This is a genomic window from Solirubrobacter ginsenosidimutans, from assembly GCF_027587205.1.
This window is the reverse complement of sequence record NZ_JAPDOD010000023.1, coordinates 136766-153690: the sequence shown is the minus strand read 5'-3', so window position 1 is coordinate 153690 and position 16925 is coordinate 136766. Positions and strand designations below refer to the sequence as shown.

The 16925-nt window shown below is 70.8% G+C and carries 14 protein-coding genes and 1 riboswitch; of the genes, 4 read left to right on the top strand and 10 right to left on the bottom strand.

Features of this window, described 5'->3' with window-relative positions:
* Nucleotides 1–1307 (top strand): putative metal-binding motif-containing protein (locus OM076_RS23480; protein WP_270042518.1); only part of this gene is annotated, 1307 nt, incomplete at its 5' end.
* Between the two features lie 54 nt (nt 1308–1361).
* Here OM076_RS23480 and OM076_RS23475 read toward each other — a convergent pair.
* From OM076_RS23475 to OM076_RS23465, 3 genes are all read right to left on the bottom strand, one after another.
* The gene (locus OM076_RS23475; RefSeq protein ID WP_270042517.1) at nt 1362–5252 is read right to left on the bottom strand and encodes an autotransporter outer membrane beta-barrel domain-containing protein; all 3891 of its coding nucleotides are present in this window, start codon (nt 5250–5252) and stop codon (nt 1362–1364) included.
* 189 nt (nt 5253–5441) lie between these two features.
* A complete protein-coding gene (locus OM076_RS23470) occupies nt 5442–5825 on the bottom strand; it encodes a helix-turn-helix transcriptional regulator (protein ID WP_270042516.1) in 384 nt (127 codons plus the stop codon).
* Between the two features lie 86 nt (nt 5826–5911).
* Nucleotides 5912–7243, bottom strand: coding sequence for a hypothetical protein (locus OM076_RS23465; RefSeq protein ID WP_270042515.1), 1332 nt, complete (start codon nt 7241–7243; stop codon nt 5912–5914).
* Between the two features lie 229 nt (nt 7244–7472).
* On the opposite strand from OM076_RS23465, the gene OM076_RS23460 reads away from it, so the two are divergent.
* The 3 genes from OM076_RS23460 to OM076_RS23450 all read left to right on the top strand — a co-directional run bounded on the left by OM076_RS23460 (nt 7473) and on the right by OM076_RS23450 (nt 9834).
* Nucleotides 7473–7859 carry a hypothetical protein gene (locus tag OM076_RS23460; protein ID WP_270042514.1) on the top strand — a complete coding sequence of 129 codons (387 nt, stop codon included), beginning with the start codon at nt 7473–7475 and terminating at the stop codon, nt 7857–7859.
* 35 nt (nt 7860–7894) lie between these two features.
* On the top strand, nt 7895–8446 hold the full coding sequence (locus OM076_RS23455; protein WP_270042513.1) for a hypothetical protein: 552 nt from the start codon (nt 7895–7897) through the stop codon (nt 8444–8446).
* 473 nt (nt 8447–8919) lie between these two features.
* Nucleotides 8920–9834, top strand: a complete 915-nt coding sequence (locus OM076_RS23450) for a hypothetical protein (RefSeq protein WP_270042512.1) — start codon at nt 8920–8922, stop codon at nt 9832–9834.
* Nucleotides 9835–9854: 20 nt separating this feature from the next.
* On the opposite strand, the gene OM076_RS23445 is transcribed toward OM076_RS23450, so the two are convergent.
* From OM076_RS23445 to OM076_RS46280, 7 genes are all read right to left on the bottom strand, one after another.
* Nucleotides 9855–10754, bottom strand: coding sequence for a uroporphyrinogen decarboxylase/cobalamine-independent methonine synthase family protein (locus OM076_RS23445; protein ID WP_270042511.1), 900 nt, complete (start codon nt 10752–10754; stop codon nt 9855–9857).
* A complete protein-coding gene (gene metE / locus OM076_RS23440; protein WP_270042510.1) occupies nt 10751–12955 on the bottom strand; it encodes a 5-methyltetrahydropteroyltriglutamate--homocysteine S-methyltransferase in 2205 nt (734 codons plus the stop codon). The genes OM076_RS23445 and metE overlap by 4 nt, the downstream gene beginning before the upstream one ends.
* A 56-nt stretch (nt 12956–13011) precedes the next feature.
* Nucleotides 13012–13192, bottom strand: a riboswitch (cobalamin riboswitch).
* 444 nt (nt 13193–13636) lie between these two features.
* Nucleotides 13637–14350: a DUF6544 family protein gene (locus OM076_RS23435; RefSeq protein WP_270042509.1), complete on the bottom strand. Its 714-nt coding sequence runs from the start codon at nt 14348–14350 to the stop codon at nt 13637–13639.
* Between the two features lie 6 nt (nt 14351–14356).
* Entirely contained in the window at nt 14357–15085 is a 729-nt protein-coding gene (locus OM076_RS23430) for a DUF4389 domain-containing protein (RefSeq protein ID WP_270042508.1), read from the bottom strand.
* A complete protein-coding gene (locus OM076_RS23425) occupies nt 15082–15816 on the bottom strand; it encodes a hypothetical protein (protein ID WP_270042507.1) in 735 nt (244 codons plus the stop codon). The genes OM076_RS23430 and OM076_RS23425 overlap by 4 nt, the downstream gene beginning before the upstream one ends.
* An 87-nt stretch (nt 15817–15903) precedes the next feature.
* Complete coding sequence (locus OM076_RS23420) at nt 15904–16191, bottom strand: hypothetical protein (protein ID WP_270042506.1); 288 nt, start codon at nt 16189–16191, stop codon at nt 15904–15906.
* 2 nt (nt 16192–16193) lie between these two features.
* The gene (locus tag OM076_RS46280; protein ID WP_270042504.1) at nt 16194–16883 is read right to left on the bottom strand and encodes an ATP-binding protein; all 690 of its coding nucleotides are present in this window, start codon (nt 16881–16883) and stop codon (nt 16194–16196) included.
* Between the last annotated feature and the right edge of the window lie 42 nt (nt 16884–16925).

The window sequence follows — 16925 nt, the reverse complement described above, 5'->3', positions numbered from 1 at the left end:
GCGGCGGCGCGGCCGGCGGCGGCTCCTTCGGCGTGTATATCTACAACGCCTCGTTCGTCTCGCGTGACTCGTCGCTGCGCAGCGGCGCCGGTGGCGCCGGCGGCAACGGCGGCCCGGGCGGCGCGGGCGGCACCGGCGGTCTCGGCCGTTCCGGCGGTACCGGGGTGGACAACTGCGGCACGCCGGGCGTCTATTCCTCCGGAGGCGAGGGCGGCACCGGCGGCAACGGTGGAACGGGCGGCGTCGGCGGCGCCGGCTCGGGCGGCACGGGCGGTCCGAGCGCCGCCGTGTTCCGCAGCGGTGCGGGCTCGTCCTACTCACCGGGGACCACGACCACCACGCAGGTCGGCAACGGGGGCGCCGGAGGCAGCATCGGCACCGTCCCGCTCGGCACGCAATCGGCCAAGGGCGATGCGGTAGCGCTCCTCGTCTCCTCAACGGCCGGCGCGGCGCTGTCGGACTTCGACGGCGACGGCGTCGTCGACAACGCCGACAACTGCCCGACGGCACCCGCCGCCGGCGGGGCGAACGGCTGCCCGGTGCGGCCGCCGGCGCTGGTGGACACCGATGGCGACACCGTGCCCGACACACAGGACCTGTGCCCGACGGTGCCCGTGAACGGCGCGGACGCCAACGAAGATGGCTGCACGGACGTCGTCGCGACGCCGACGCCGACGCCGACGCCGACGCCGACGCCCACGGCGACGGCGACACCGTCACCGACACCGACACCGACGCCCACCCCCACGGCCACTGCCGCGGCGACGGTTCAGGCCAGCAGTTCGCCGCCTCCGTCAGGGATCGACGGTGACGGTGACGGGTTCTTCGCGGGGCAGGACTGCAACGACGCCAACTCCGCGATTCGCCCCGGCGCGACGGAGATCAAGGGCAACCGGATCGACGAGAACTGCGACGGCACCGCCGAGCCGTTCCCGACGCTCACGTCGGGCGTGGTGACGAAGTGGAGCTCGAACGGGAACACGCTCAAGCTCACCGTGCTCCAGGTCACGCAGCAGTTCCCGGCGGGTTGGAAGGTGCAGATCAAGTGCGCCGGCAGTCCCAGGTGCGCATTCCGCACCAAGAGCCTGAAGGCCGGCAAGGTGTCGCGCGGCGCCTCGAACGTGCTCACCTCCCTGACGCAGAAGCAACGCAGCTTCAAGGCCGGACAGACCGTCGAGGTCTGGGTCAGCGCGCCCAACTTCAACACGAAGGTCGCGCGCTTCAGGCTGCGCAAGGGCAAGATCCCCACGACGGAGCCGTTCTGCGCCGCTCCCGGCCAGATCACGCCGACGAAGACCTGCAACTGATCCGGTGATAGCTCGCGCGCGCCGGCCCAACCGGGCCGGCGCGCAGCGGGACGATCAGGGCGTCGTCGTGGAGAGCGTGAAGGTCAGCGTCTTCGTGTAGGCGCCGGTGCGCAACGGGTCACTCGCGCCGATGTGCTGCTGGAACGTCAGCGCGACCGGGTCGTTGCTCGCCGGCCGGGCGTAGACCAGCAGGGTCGCCGCGGTCACATCCGCGAACGCCCCGCCGGAGCCCGACGGGCTCGACGCCTTCGCCTGCAGCGCCGACGGCAGCGAGAACGTTCCGTTGACCAGACGCCCGGTAGCCACGGCGCTCGGGTCGGCGACACTGAGCGCCGCGTCACCCGCGGTACTGACCACGTTCGCGGTCATGTTGGCGACGTAGTCCTTCGCGACCCCCGGTGTGAACGCGCCGAAGCTCGCCGGCGCGCCGAGCGAGAGCCCGAGCGTCGCAGGCACCGTGCCGCTCACACCGCCGGACGCGGTGGTGGACAGGTTCGCGACCTCGGTCCGAGCGTCCGCGACGCTGCCGTCGGTGCCGGTGATCGAGGTCTTGACGGTGAAGCGGCCCTTCTCGGCGTAGGTGTGCGTGCCGGCGATCGCGAACGCGCCGTTCCCGCCGGTCACCACTCCGGCCGAGTGGGTGCCGTCGCCCCAGTCGAGGTCCGCGGTGAAGCTGTCGGCCGCCGCGGTCAGGTCGGAGTTCGTGAAGCTCGCCACGGGTCCGTCGAAGCGGCCGGTGATGTTCGCGGCGGGCGCTCCGGACGCGTCGAGCCGGCAGGTCGGCACGCGCCAGGCGCCGGTGCGCCCGAAGAACGGGCCGCCCGTGCGCGAGGCATCGCCGTAGCCGCCGAAATACCAGAACGTGCAGTCGTCGGTCGGGTCCTGTGCGATGTTCGACCAGTCCTCCCAACGCGAACCGCCGGCCGCGCTGATGCCGTCGATGATCACTCCGTCGCGATAGCTCATCGTGTTCAGCGGGTCATCGGGTTGGCGCGCGGTGTAGCGCTGGCCGACCGGCACACACTCGGGCGCCACGCACATGAACGCGGCGTTCGAGACCGTCGACGTGCTCGTGTGAACGAGCGCGAGAGGTCCGGTCAGCGTCACGCCCGTCCCACCCGCGCCGGCGGTGCCGACGCTCTCGACGGTCGCCGTCTCCAGGGCCGCGCCGGTGCCGATGTTGATCTTGCGGCCGGGCGCGAAGTTGATGTTCGCCCCGCTGACGCCGGCCACCTTGATCGTCGTGTCGCCGACGGCCGAGGCCGCGGCGAGCGTCGTCGCGATCGGCAGGAGGTACGGGCCGCCGCCGTAGGAGAATGCGAGCGCGATGTCGCCCTTGCGGTCGATCGCCGGGCTGCCGAGCCACCGGTAGTGATTGTCCGGCGCGTACGTGCTGTGCTGGTACAGGTACGGATCGCGTGCCCCGTCGAGGCGCAATTCGTACCAGCGCTCCCCACCCGCTCCGGCCTGCGTCCGGATCGAGTGCAGCATCACGATCGACTCCGTGCCGCCACGGTTGCGGTAGACGGCCCGGTGCATGAGCTTGTCGCCCTGAGAGTCCAGCCGCGTCGTGCTTCCCGGCTGCGGCACGCACTGCGTCAGCTGTCCGTCGCAGAGGAAGTGGTACGGCGACACCGTGATCTTCGCGGGGCCGGTGAACGTGGACTTCGACGGGTCGGCGAAGTCGACGTGGAACTTGTAGCTATAGATGCCGTCGTCCTCGAAGATGCCGCGCAGCTGATAGCCGCCGGCGGCGAAGAAGTGCTCGGGCGCCCCGGCCGGCGGGAGGCCCTGGCCGTCGAGGTCCGCCGGCTCCATGAAGCTGACCGCAGGGACGATGATGCACTGCTCCGTGGCGTCCAGGCCCTGCAGCATGCGGACGCGGTCGACGGCGCAGGCGTGCTTCTCGATCACGGTGTCGCCCGTGCTCGTCGCGTTGTAGTACGCGTCCGGCCAGACGGCCACGCGCGGGTAGTCGGGAAACAGCGAGCGGCGGAAGACGTAGCGGTAGAACGGGCCGGTCGGATCGGTACCGACGCTGACCGCGTGGCACATGGCATAGAGCCCGCCGACGCGGGTGAACGACGGCGTCGTGAACAGCCAGCGCTGCGCGAGCTGGTCGTAGCGGATGTGGCCGTCACCGCTGTTGGTGCACGCCCCTTGGCCGATCCCCGGCTTGCCCTGCGTGGTCGTCGTGACGGTCCCGGCGATGTCGCCGGTGACGCTCAGCTGCGGCACATCGCCCAGCCCCGTCTCGCGCGCGCTGCCCAGGGGCGTGAGCGCGTTGAAGGTCACGGTGTAGCCGGTGTCGGCGACCGTGCCGATCGCCACGGTCGTATCCGCGAGCCAGTTCGACACGCCGGGCGTTCCCTTGACGGTCTCGCGGACAGTGCCTGAGCCGTTGACCACCGCGAGCGGTAGGAGGTCCTTGCGCGCGCTCGCGCCGGCGAAGGTGAGCGTGTAGCCGGTGTCGGCGACGGCGCCGACGGTCGCGACGGTACCCGCGGGCAGGAGGCCCGGCGCGCCCTTGACGGTCTCGTCGACGCTGCCGTTGGACACGCCGAGCGGGCTGACGTCGAGCCCACCGGTGAACGTCAGCGTGAAGCCGGCGTCCGTGACCGTGCCGGCCGTCACGTTCAGGGTTGCGGGCCAGTCCGCGACCGGCGCCGAGGCTTTCGCGACCTCGCGGTTCGTCGCGGCGCAGGCGGCCGCGGCCGCGGCGCAGTCCCCGAACACGATCTCGACCGGCGGCACGTCCTTGCCGGCGCTCGCGCCGCCGAACGTGATCGTCGGACCTGTCGTGTTGCTCGCGCCCGTCACCGTCACGGTCCCGGCGAAGCCGAAGATCGCGTTGATCTCGTCGCTGACGTTCTGGTTCGTGACCGGCGTCGCGTCTCCGAGCGCAGAGGCAAACCCCAGCGGACCGGTCAGCTTCCCGCCGATCTTGATCCGGAACGTGTTGCCCGGGTTGGCGGCATTGAAGTTCGAGAACGTGATCGTCTGGACCTCGTTGCCGCCCTGCAGTGCATTCTGGATTCCGGCCGGCGTGTCGTTTTGGCCGCGAACGATCGGGATCGTCGCGTGGCCCGCGTAGCTGAGCGTGTACTGATTGCCGCTCGGAGCGACGGTCTGGACCTCGCTCGTGCCGTTGAGCGCGGTGAGGATCGCCGCGGCCGTGTGATTGGTCCCGCGCACGAACGGCGCGGACACGGCATCGCCGTACTTGAGGTTGTACGAGCTGGTTCCGGTGAAGTTCGTCAGTGCGACCTGCTGCTGCTCGTTGCCGCCCTGCAGCGCCGCCTGGATGCCGGCGGCGGTGTTGTTCTGCCCACGCGTGATCGGCACCGATTCGGCGCCGTCGTAGTTCAAGCGGTACGCGGCGCCGTCCGCGGTGTAGCCGGAGAGGGCGATCTGCTGCACCTCGTTCGTGCCCGCGAAGATGCTGTTGTTGTTGACCGGTCCGAAGAGCGTCTGGCCCGTCTTGCTCATCACCTTGAACTGCGAGTTGCGCATCACGACGATCGAGTCGGGGCCCGCGGCGATGTTGTTGTCTGACGTCGAACCGCCGTTGAGGCCGTTGTCGAAGCTGGTCACGGTGGCGATGGCGGGACGGGGGCCGAACGAGGTCTGTTCGGCGTCGCCGGCATCCGGCAATCCGGGCTGCTGCTGGGCCACGTCGCGCGCTTCGATCTCGGTGCCCTGGCTCAGGCCGGCGGCGTGTTCGAGCACCTCTTCGCTCACCGGCGCCTCGGCCGGCTGTGGCGCGAGGCCACGCAGCGACGCCGAGCGGTCGTGCACCGCCTGAGTGGTGACCTTGGCGAGCTGGTTGATCGGGGCGGGCGGCTGGACGGAGTCCACCGAATGGGTCGTCGCGACGACGCCCAGGGCGAGAACGGCGAGCAGGACAAGCGGAGCACGCATGCCCATCTTGCGCTTCGTGACCATTATGTGACGAACGCTACAAGTGGGTGAGACCCACGGTCAACCGGCGCCGGGAGCAAACACGGCGCCGGTTCTTCGACATCTGCTGGTACGGGATCAATCGCCCGATTTCGACTACGCGGAGACGATCACGCTGAAGTCGCGGGAAGTCGACAGGCCGGAGCTGCCGGTCACCTTCAGCAGGGTGGTTCTCTACAGCAGGCCGAGCTCGCGCCCGCGCGCGACCGCGTCCTCGCGGCTCTTGACGCCGAGCTTGCGGAACACCATGCGCGTGTGGCTCTTGACGGTGTTGAAGGAGACGTAGAGCTCGGCGCCGATCTCGTGCTGCGAGAGGTCGGTGGCCAGCAGCCGCAGCACGGCGATCTCCCGGTCGCTCAGCTCGCCGTCGCCATCGGCGGCTTGCGGCGTCTCGCCTTGGGCGCCGAGCGAGCGCTCGATGCGGGCGAGCCGCGCGACGAGCGCATCGCGCGCGACGAACCCCGGCCGCACGTCGGGAACGTGGACGTTGGTGGCGACGAGAACGAGCCCGGGCGACGTCGCCGGGGCCTCCGCTGCGTTCAGGTTGACCCCCCTCATGCGCGCGAAGATCGCAATCCAGATGACACGCCGCGGCCAAGGCGGCGAGCGAGGCGCCCGTCAGGCAGCCAACGTGGCCGTGAGCGTCAGCATCGCCGCGTCTCGCGCGACCGGCTCGTCCTCGCGGCCCTGCACGGCTCAGCGCGCCGCGGAACGGCCTGCCTCCGCAGAATCCGCACCACGGCTTTCGCTCGGGCGACCACCGGCAGGATGGCGCCCCGCTCCGCGGGTGGGGCGCCGGGCGCAGCGGGCAAGTCGATCAGGTCCGTCGCCGGCGTTGCCGGCTCGCCCGGCGCTTCGACGCCGGGCGTGATGATGTCGACGATGTTCGTCAGTCTGCCCGGATCGGCGTCAGCGTTGACGGTCAGCACAACGTTAAAGCTCGTGCTCTTGCTCGGGGCGAGGCGCGCGATCGAGAGGCAGCGCGCGCGTCCGCGGCGAGTCAGCGTCCGGTCGGAGTGCGCGAACGTCGTGTGGCGCGGGACGAGATCGCACACGCGGAGGTTGCGGGCGGCGAGTTGACCGCGATTGCGGACGCTGATGTTGTAACTCACGCGGGAGCCGGCCGTCGCCGTCGCCGTGTCGGCGTCCTTCTCGACCGGGGTGTCGCACCCGGGCGGGCCCGCGCCGTTGGAGGTCGTGGTCGTCACGTTGTCGAAGAGGTAGCCGCCACCGACAAGGCTTGGGACCTCGCCGCCGCTGGAGCGGAACTGCAGGCTGTTGATGGCGGGGACCGGCTCCGGGACCGTGCGATAGAAGTTCTCCCAGGTCGTGAAGCATTGACCGAGGTCCCGACCGTCGATGTAGATCCGCACGAGGTCGTTGTCCGAGCCGGGCTTGAGCTTGATCCAGAACTTGATCGTGTGCGGAACGCTGCGGTCGAGCACCCCGGCGCCGTAGGCAACGAAGTCGCCATCCTCCTCGGGGGTGTCGTAGACCGTGGCCTGGATGCCGTCCGCGGTGTCTCTCAAACCGACGTAGGACATGCGCCCGCCGCTGCCGGAGTCCGGGCTGATGGTCATATTGAGCCCAGGCTGGCGGGCTGTGGGGGTCTTGGAGATGAACGAGAACTGGGCGGTGTACTCGGTGTTGGCCTCGCTCTCGCCGGCCGCCGCGGCAGTTCGCTTGGAGTACGTCTGGTAGAAGAACTCGCCGGTCGGCTCGTTGTAGGCGTTCGAATGGCGCAGCGATTGGGTGCCGAACGCAGGCGGAGCGCCGCTATTGACGACGACCGCCTGGTCATAGCCAAACGGCAACGCGGGGATGTCCCCCGGCTTTGCGCTCGTCCAGCCATCCTGTCCATTGACGGAGCCAGGACTGAAGCCGAAGGGCTCGAAGTTCGTCGTGACCGAATCCGCAACCGCGACTCCGGTTGCCGGCCCGGCAACACCGACGAGCGCGGTCAGCAGGACGATCACCCAGCGAGATGGGGCGGAACGAGCAACGGAATTGCGACTGAGCACGACGACCCTCTCTCCTGGCCTCGAACCTCACCCGGCACGTTGGCGCGCCGCCGCTATCGAGTCATCACCCGATGCGGGTGATCGGGAGCGACGGGTCCTCGGTCGCCGTCGTGTGCGCACGCGAGGATCTTGCAGGCGCGCAACCCTGGCGAGACCGCCTACCGAGCCTGCCGCTCCCGCCGCGATGAGCGTCCGCGGCGCCGCGGTCCTCGGGATCGGGTCGATGGTCGGAGCCGGGATCTTCGGGGTGCTCGACGTGCGCTTCCCGTCGTCGGGCGGGCTGATCGAATACCTCGTCGCCGGGTTCGGCGACGGGCGCCTCGTCGGCATCGCCGGGTACCGCCCGCGAGCGGATCCCGAGGCGAACATCGTGATCGCGCTCGCCGCCATCGTCGTGCTGGCCTTCTTCGCGGTCGACACGCTCCGCAACGATCCGATGACGTTCGTCGCGATCCTCGCGCTCACCGTGCTGGCCGTCGTGCTCGAGCGCACCTGGAAGGGCACGCCCGCCGAGGCCGGTGCCCCGGCCGCGGACGCCGAGGCGGTTGAGCGCTTCATCCAGACCGGATGATGCGCGCGGTCGCCCCGGGACGCATTGTCACCGCCATGTCCGCGCCGACAGACCCCACGCCCGGTCCGTCCACCAACGGGGCTCCCACCACGCCCGCCCAGCCGACGGGGAGGGAGACGTTCCGCGGCGGGGCGTCCGTACCACCCGACCCGCTCGCGGCACCGGATCAGCCGCCCGAACCGCGGCACCGGCCGTGGGCCTGGATCGCGGTCTGCGCCGTGCTGGCGATCGCGGTGCTGGGCGTGACCATCTGGGCGTTCAGCCTGCAGTCCGATCTCGACAGCCAGCGCGACCAGACCGCAGCGGCGCAGCAGCAGGCCGACCAGGCTTCGTCCGAAGTCGACCAGCTCACCCAGGACGTCAACGACGCGCTCGACCAGGCCGGCGCGGCGGGCGCCGCCCTCAAGGAGCAACTCCAAGGCGCGTTCGCGGATCTCAAGGACCGGTTGAACGCGCTGAAGGGCGACGCCGAGCCGCCCGCCGAAGGGTCTCAATCGCCCGCGGCCTCAGCGACGCCGACGGCGTCCGCGGCGATTCCCACGCCCACCGCGACCCCCGCGGAGAGCGCCACGCCTGACGGGACCTAGTGGCTCAGACGGAGCCCCGCTTGCGTCGCGCTCCGCTCGATCTACTGAAATCTACAACTGTTTTCGTTCGGACATTTAGTTCCCTGCGCCATCAGACATCCTTGAGCGCTCGCCGCCTTCAGACGCGGGAAACGGCGTGCAATGGCGCTCCCCACGCTTGACGCTCGGCCGGGCTCCTGGGAGGTTCAGAGGGAACCGCCTCGGCACACGACGCAAGGAGAGCGGTCATGGCACTTCACGACTCCATTGCGATGGGCGACGGGTCGGCCGCGGAATCGCTCGGGGATACGACCGAGCCGATCGGCGAATCACCGACTGGCAAGCGGCCCACGAGCGGTTGGCGTGAGGAGACACGCCGTAAGGCGGCTGAGATCGGCGATTTCGTCACGTGGCTCTCGGCGAGCAAGCAGGTCGCCGAACGAGCTAGCGGCCTGGAGACGGCGATCAGGGAGCACCTCGCGGCTGCCACACGCGTGGCGGACTACCCGGCCATCTCGATGTGGCGCAGAAGTCTGACGTGGGCGGAGAACGCCTGCATCGAGTCCGCGCTCGGCCATGTGGACGCAGCAGAAGCGTCGACGATGCGCATGACCGCGGTCGAGACGCTCCACAGACAGCTGCCGTCGATCCAGGCCCAGGTGTTCCGGTACCTGCCGAAGTCCGACCCGCGACGGATGCGGGTCGACGAGATCGTGCACGACGTGAAAGGGCGGCCGCTGCAGGAAGACGAGAAGGAAGCGCTCGTGCTCGCCTTTCACGCCGCCGGGTCTCAGCGGCTACGCGAAGTCGTGAGACTCGGGGCATTCTTCGTGGTGCTCGTCCGCGCCACGCTGTGTGTCGCGGTGCTCGCGGCCGTGATCGGACTCGCCGGCGGTATCTGGCCGAAGGCGCTTCCGCTGTGCTTCTTTCCCCAGGAGAAGAGTCTCGTCGCCTGTCCAACGGAGCAGTCACGGGCGCAGGTCAACGGGGCTCCGGTGAATACCGCCGGCGGAGATCTCGACGACGGATTCGACGCGACGGTCAGCCGGGCCGACTACGTGCTCGTGGAGTTCGCCGGATTGATGGCGGCGGCTGTCGTCGGCATCGCCGCCCTGCGCGGGATGCGAGGGTCGTCGACGCCATACAGGGTCCCGATCGCCCTACTGCTGCTGAAGCTTCCAGCGGGCGCGATCACGGCGGTCGTCGGGCTGCTGCTGATGCGCGGCGGGTTCGTGCCGGGACTCAGCGCGCTCGACAGCTCTGCGCAGATCATCGCCTGGGCGATTGTCTTCGGGGCTGCGCAGCAACTCGTCACCGGGCTCATCGACCAACGCGCGCACGGCGTGCTCAATGACGTTGGCGGGCGCGGTGCGTCAGGCGATCGAGCGATGAGTACCGCGGATCAATGACGCGACGTGCACACGCTCGGTCAACCCAACCAGCGTGCAGCCGGTTCTCGAACGGCGCGGGCCGTGTCCCACAGCGCTGTGGTGATCTCCGCCTCGCGCGCGGGTGACATGCGCCCGCTCCCGCAGGAAGCGGTCAGGAGCGACTGCTCGCCGCCGGCCTCGACGACGGCCAGGGCCTCTCGCAACCGTTTGACCGCGTGCAAGCCGTGCTCTGGTCGGTGCGGCTGGACGACCCCCCACGCCACGCGGCCGCCGCGCGCGAGCAATCCGCGCAGCGCGCTCGCGGCGCTGCGGTCCAGTGGCGAGAGCGCGAGGTCGAAGGAGAGCACGTCCGGCTCGGCCCGGGTGACCGTCTCCCACGGAACCGGGCCGCAGAGATGGAGGCCCCAGTGCGGCGCGACGGCGCGCAGCGGATCCCACACGCGCTCGATGTCTTCGGTGCCGAACACGTGCAGCGCCGGCTCGTCGACGACGAGCAGCGTGTCGAGGCCGCGATCGCGCAGCGTCCGGATCTGCGCGGAGACGTTGGCCGCGAGCCAGACGGCGAGCTCGTGTGCCAGCGCGAGCGCCTCGCGCCGCGACGGTGTCCCGCTCGCGCGCGCGAGCGCGCACGCGAGCGTCGCGGGACCGGTGACCTGGAGCTTGACCACACGATGCGCGGGCGGGGAACGGTCGAGCTCGCACAGGAACGCGTCCCAGGCTCGCGGCCGTTCGCGATCGCGCGCCGGCGACCAGCCGCAGCGGCCCGGGTCACCCCCGAGCCACTCGCTGATCATGTCGCCGTCGAGCCGTGGGAGCTGCGGGCAGAACGGCACGTCGTACGCCGTCGCCACGTGGGCGACGGCGTGGTCGACGGCGTTGAACGGGAGGCTCCCGACCCCCGTGGTCGCCCAGGCCGGAAGCCGGTCGAGCGCGTTCATGCCCGCACGGCCGCGCGGCGACGGTGGGCGGCCGCGACCATGTTCGTCAGCGCCTGCCGCACCTCGTTCCACCCGCGCGTCTTGAGCCCGCAGTCGGGGTTGACCCAGAGCCGGTCGCGCCCGACCCGTGCCTCGGCCAGCTCGAGCAGCCGCTCCAGCTCCTCGACCGATGGCACGCGCGGCGAGTGGATGTCGTAGACGCCCGGACCGATCTCGTTCGGGTACTCGAGCGAGCCGGTGAACGCGTCGAGCACCTCCATGCCCGAACGCGAGGCCTCGATCGAGATCACGTCGGCGTCCAAGCGAACGATGTGCTCCATCATCTCGTTGAACTCGGAGTAACACATGTGGGTGTGGATCTGGGTGTTGGCTCGCGCCGGCGCGACCGTCAGGCGGAAGCAGTCGACCGCCCAGCGCACGTAGTCGTCCTGCTCGCCGCGGCGCAGCGGCAGCCCCTCGCGCAAGGCGGCCTCGTCGACCTGGATCGCGAAGCAGCCCGCGGCCTCGAGGTCGGTGACCTCGTCGGCGATCGCCAACGCGATCTGGGTGCAGGTCTCGCGCCGCGGCTGGTCGTCGCGCACGAACGACCACTGCAGGATCGTCACCGGCCCGGTGAGCATGCCCTTCATCGGCCGGCTCGTCAGTGACTGGGCGTACTGCCACCAGCGCACGGTCATCGGCTCCGGGCGCGACACGTCGCCGTAGAGGATCGGCGGCTTCACGCACCGGCTGCCGTAGGACTGCACCCAGCCGAACTGCGAGAACGCGAACCCGTGCAGCTGCTCGCCGAAGTACTCGACCATGTCGTTGCGCTCGGGCTCGCCGTGGACGAGCACGTCGATCCCGAGCTGCTCCTGATGGGCGACGACCTCGGCGATCCGCGCCTGCATGAAGCGGTCGTACTCGGGCGCGCCGAGCTGCCCGGCCTTCAAGTCCCGGCGCGCTGCCCGGATCTCCGCCGTCTGCGGGAACGAGCCGATCGTCGTCGTGGGGAGCTCCGGCAGCGACACGCGGTCGCGCTGCGCCTCGCGGCGCGAGGGGTACGGCGCGACGCGGTCGTAGTCGCCCGCCGACAGCGCACCCGCGCGGGTCCGCACCGACGGGTCGTTGGTCAGCGGCGAGGTGCGCCGCGCGCTCGTCACGGCGCGGTTGTCGGCGAGCAGCGCGTCGCGGTCGCCGTCGACCGCTTCGCCGAGAATGCGCAGCTCGTCGAGCTTCTCGCCGCAGAACGCCAGCCACGGGCGGATCTCGGCGTCGATCGCGGTCTCGCGCGCGGCGTCGTAGGGCACGTGCAGCAGCGAGCACGACGGCGCGATCGTCACCCGGTCGCTGCCGAGCTTCGCGACCGCCGTGTCGATCGGGTCCAGCGCATGGTCGAGGTCGGTCGTCCAGACGTTGCGCCCGTCGACCACCCCGAGCGAGAGCCGCCCGGGAACCTGGTCGAGGGCGGCGGCGAGCTGCTGCGGCGCCCGCACGAGGTCGAGGTGCAGCTCTGCGGCGGGCAGGGCGAAGACGCGCGGATCGGCGGGCGCGAAGTACGTCGCCAGGCAGAGCTCGACCGGGGCCTGGACGAGCGCCGCGAACACCTCGGCGTACGCGTCGAGCTCCACCGGCGAGCGATCCAGAGCGAGGCACGGCTCGTCGAGCTGCACCTCGCGCGCTCCCGCGGCCGCCAACTCGCCGAGCAGCTGCACGTAGACCGGCACGAGCGATTCCAGCGGCGGCTTGTCGCCCTTCGCGAGCGCGAGGAACGTTAGCGGCCCGAGCACCACCGGGCGCGTGCGGATGCCGAGCGCCGCGGCCTCACGCAGCGGCTCCGTCCAGTGCGACGCGTCGAGCGCGAAGCGCTGATCGCCGACGAGCTCGGGAACGAGGTAGTGGTAGTTCGTGTCGAACCACTTCGTCATCTCCAACGGCCGCCGCGTCGCGGTCCCGCGGGCGTGTGCGAAGTAGTCGCCGGGGTCCAGGACGCCAAGCGCGCACGCCGTATCCAGCACGTGGTCATAGAGGCTGAAGTCCCCGGCCGGGATCACGTCGATCCCGGCCGCGCGGGCGCGCTCCCAGCCCGCGCGGCGAAGTCCGCGCCCGGTCTCCTGGAGCTCCTGCGCCCCGGTCCGACCTGCCCAGAAGGACTCCAGAGCGAATTTCAGTTCGCGATTCGGGCCCACGCGGGGAAGGCCCAGGACGGCGGTACGTGCCATCGATGTACGACTCCATTTGTGCCGTGCAGCCCTGTCGCGAGGCCGCGTTTTCGGTGCCCCGAGGGGCGGAGTCGACAGGTCTTCGGGCTTGGACGCGATCGGACGGCCGCCTTCCCAGACCGTGGTCCAGTGGCAGTGGCCGTGTCGCGCGTCCCTACCGCTGCGCGCCAGCTCCGGATTTCGAACCGGATTCCCTGACCCGTTGCTTCGGGTGCGATCGACTCCGGCGCGAACGATACAACGGCCGCCCTCGGTCTACCGCAGCGTCAGCGTCTGGTTGACCTTGCGGTACGTGCCGGAGCCCGTGGGCAGCGTCAGGACCAGCGTGTAGCGACCGGCCTTGGCGTGCAGGCGCAGGGACGCCACTGCCGGTCAGCTTGCAGGAGACGGTGAACTTCGCGGTCTTCCCCGCGGGTCCGACAGGCCCGGCCGGGCCGGCGGGACCGGGGGCGCCGGCCGCGCTCACCACGGTGGTGTCGCCGGCCGGGCCGGTCGCTCCCGTCGCGCCGCCGGGACCGGTCGGGCCGGCGGGACCGGCGGGGCCGGCGACCGCCGGCGGGAGGTCGAGGCGCACCAGCGCCGCGCGGTCGGTAGGTCCGGCCGAGGCCCCGGCGCGGAAGGCGGCGTCCACGACCTTCGTGCCCCCAAGCGCCTGCGGCTGCGTCGCTGAGACGCGGCCCGTCAGAGCGGTGCGACGTCAGTGATGTGCGCTTTGAAGAACGGCGCGTAGCGCGGGGTGTCGAACCACCAGCCGACGCTCGCCCGGCTGGGCAGCACGAGGTCGCCGAACCGTCGCTCGGCGTCGACCTCGCCTCCGAAGGGGAGGTATTGGAACGTCTTCTCGCCGGCGTTGCCCCAGCGAAGGGCGCTGACCGTCCGCAGCGCGCCGTGGTCGTCGATGCGCAGGCGAACCTCGGGATGCTCGGGGGCGAGGTCGAAGCGCGCGACGAGCGTGTGCTCGGTCTCGGCTCTCCAGGCCACGCCGCGATGCGGCAGCACGCTGGGCGGCGCGAAGACGACGCTCTCGATCGCCGCCCGCGTCGCCGCCGAACGGGCCGTGTCGACGTCGGCGCTGCGAAAGAGGGTCACGCGCCCGAGCAAGCGACCCTCGGTGCGACCGACCGCGTCGGCGTAGCGGTCGGTGACCTCCAGCGGCGTCAGCCGCCCGCGCCCGACGCGGGCGCGCCAAGTGAAGGATCGACCGTCGACCGTCTGCTCGGCGGTGAACGGCAGCCACACGCCGACCTTGATGCGACCACGCATCGTCATGCTGACGCCGTTGCTCAGGGGCGCGCCCTCCCGGATGGCATGCGTGAAGTACCGGCGGACGGGCTCGTCGAGACCGGCGAGCATGTCCGCGCTGAAGCAGCGTGCAACGTCGGGGCTCGTCGTCATGGCCGGCTACGTGAGCCCGGTGGCAGGCCGCGGCGGAAGCGGGTCGGCCGGCAGCGTCTCGGACTCCGGCTCGTGGTCGCCCATGTCGAGCCGGAACGGCGGGTACGTGTCCGTCATCAGCGCGGCGTAGGCGGCGACGCGGAACACCCACCGGTTCATGCCCATGACGAAGTCGAAGATCGCCCGCGGGTACCGGCCCGTGAAGAGCAGGAAGACGCCGGCGATGCAGACCAGAAGACCGATGAGGCCGCCACCGGACGTCCACATCGAGTTGTCGCTGGAGGCGTTGAAGCCGGCCCAGGCACCACCCGCGAAGATGGCGACGATGAAGTACTGCGGCAGCGCGAGCAGCCACCACTTCACGAGCGCGAGGCCGCGCGAGAGCGACTGCGGATACTCGACCTCCAGACGCGCCGGATAGTCGGGCACGTCAGCGAGCGTGAACGGTGGATAGCGATCCGTGCCCAACGCGCTGTAGGAGTAGAAGCCCACGCGCCACGACCAGCGCAGCACGCCGAGGTTGAAGTCGAAGATCGCCCGCGGGTACCGGCCCGTGAAGAGGATCGCGACGAGCGCGACCACCCACAGCACGATGAACGCGACCCACAGGAACGCGAGCACGATCACGTGCGGGATCACGAGCAGCCACTTCACCAGCCAGCGCCAGCGACTGAGGTCGGCGTGGAGGTCGCCGTCGAGCCGCACCGGGTACGGCGACGAGGAAATCGGGGTCATGCCAGGTCCTGTCGTTGCGGGGCGTCAGAGGAACTGCGGGTGGCACGTGCCGCGACGCTCTCACACTGGCCCGGTGGCGCCATCCGTATTAGTCCCGCCGCCCGCGACTGTGATCTACGCGCGTGGGTCCGATCGCGCCGAGCCACCTCGAGTCCTGCGTGCCAGCCAGGTGCTCGTCCCCGGGGTGGTGGCCGAAGCCCATCGGCCGCCAGTCCCGCGGAGGAGATCAGCCAGGCGCCGACCGAGTTGGAGTTCCACATCTCGCCGGCCTTCAGCTCGTCGCGGCCCCATACCGGCCGCGGAACCTCGGCGACGAGGCCGAGCAGGCGACGAGCGACCTCCGGATCCGTCGTCAGCCGTCGCGGCCCGCCGACCGCCGCGCCGAGGTCCGGGATGGATCCGTTGCGCCAACGGCGGATCTCGTAGCGAAACACCCGCAACGCACCGAGGTGCCGGCTGCCGACGGCCCCGGTGCCGACGACGCCGCGACTCGCGCTGTCGGCGTCCGGCGACGGTGCGACTTCGATCGTGTAGCGATCGCCGTCGAGTTGCACGACGATCGCGGCGTGGTAGAGATCACGACGCCGGCGGCGTCGCCGCGCCGCGTCGATGGCCTCGAAGACCTGTCCGTTGAAGCGCACCGAGTGACCACCGGCGCCCAGCGGGATCCAGTAGAGGTCCACGGCCGCGAGAACCACGTCGGGCGCGGCAGGGGACGGCTTCGCGTTCATGACCCGACGGTACGCGCCGGTGCGACCGCCGCCATCGGGTGAACGCCCGTCCGTCGGGCGGGAAAACCCCGCAGCCGTAGCCGAGGTTCAGGGCACGAGCGCGCCAGTCGGCAGCACGTATCGCGCCGGGCCACGGGACGGTGTGACTCCGCCTCCGAACCCGGACCCGTGCAGCCCGCGCGGCGGTGCGGCCGGGGCGGCGAGCTCCGCCGTGCCCTCATGGTCGGTGATCCACCGGAAGATCGCCGCGCTTCCAGTGCCCTCGGCGAGGATCGCCGAGCGTTCGATCACCGAGCCGCCCGACCGATGCGGGCGCGCCAGGCGCGCAACGACCCGGCGGATCTCGTCGTCGTCGGAAAGCTTCTTGCCGTGCATGGTCATGCTCCTGTTCGATCGTTCTCCGGCGCACCGGCGAGCTTGAATTGCATCCGCAGAAGGAGACCGGGGCGCGACAGGCGGGACACGATCTCCAGGACGTCGGTCACCTGGGCGATGAGCGGCAGACCGAGCCCGAGGCCAGGCGAGTCGTGGCGCGGGAGCAGGCCCCGCCCCTCGTCGTCGACCTCGACCACGAGCATCGCGTTCGCTCGGCGGGCCCGCACCTCGAGCCATCCGGGGGCGTCGGCGTCGAGGTAGGCGTGCATCACCACGTTCGAGCAGGCCTCCGTCACGGCGAGCGCCAGCGAGGAGCGCACCTGCTCCGGCGCCCCTTCGGCTTCCGCGAAGCCGGTCACGGTCGCGCGGATGAGCGGCACCGCGCTCGGCTCGGCGATCACGCGAACCACCATCGTGCCCTCGCCCGCGCCGTCCACGGTCCACCGTCGCCGCGAGTCCGTTCCCTCGGGAGCGAGGGCGACTTCGCGCACCGGGTGTCCCCGGCGGCGCAGCTCAGCGCAGGCCGCGGGCATTCGCTCCGCGATCACGCCCGGCCAGCTGGCGACCAGCCCTGGGCTCTCGGGGTGCTCCAGCGCGCGAGCGCGGAGCGCGCGCAACAGCTCGTCCATCGTCGCCGCCGAGAAGCCGCGGGGCGGCGCGGGCGCGCTTCGGGTGGCTCGGATCGGACGCACAGTGTCCTGCTTTCCTCGCCCCTTCAAGCGATGGAGCGCGCA

Coding starts and splice junctions, on each gene's coding strand:
- OM076_RS23470 (WP_270042516.1), bottom strand. CDS start 5,825: ATGAGGGGGGTCAACCTGAACGCAGCGGAGGCCCCGGCGACGTCGCCC.
- OM076_RS23445 (WP_270042511.1), bottom strand. CDS start 10,754: ATGAACGCGCTCGACCGGCTTCCGGCCTGGGCGACCACGGGGGTCGGG.
- OM076_RS23475 (WP_270042517.1), bottom strand. CDS start 5,252: ATGGTCACGAAGCGCAAGATGGGCATGCGTGCTCCGCTTGTCCTGCTC.
- metE (WP_270042510.1), bottom strand. CDS start 12,955: ATGGCACGTACCGCCGTCCTGGGCCTTCCCCGCGTGGGCCCGAATCGC.
- OM076_RS23435 (WP_270042509.1), bottom strand. CDS start 14,350: ATGACGACGAGCCCCGACGTTGCACGCTGCTTCAGCGCGGACATGCTC.
- OM076_RS23420 (WP_270042506.1), bottom strand. CDS start 16,191: ATGCACGGCAAGAAGCTTTCCGACGACGACGAGATCCGCCGGGTCGTT.
- OM076_RS23430 (WP_270042508.1), bottom strand. CDS start 15,085: ATGACCCCGATTTCCTCGTCGCCGTACCCGGTGCGGCTCGACGGCGAC.
- OM076_RS23455 (WP_270042513.1), top strand. CDS start 7,895: ATGTCCGCGCCGACAGACCCCACGCCCGGTCCGTCCACCAACGGGGCT.
- OM076_RS23425 (WP_270042507.1), bottom strand. CDS start 15,816: ATGAACGCGAAGCCGTCCCCTGCCGCGCCCGACGTGGTTCTCGCGGCC.
- OM076_RS23460 (WP_270042514.1), top strand. CDS start 7,473: ATGAGCGTCCGCGGCGCCGCGGTCCTCGGGATCGGGTCGATGGTCGGA.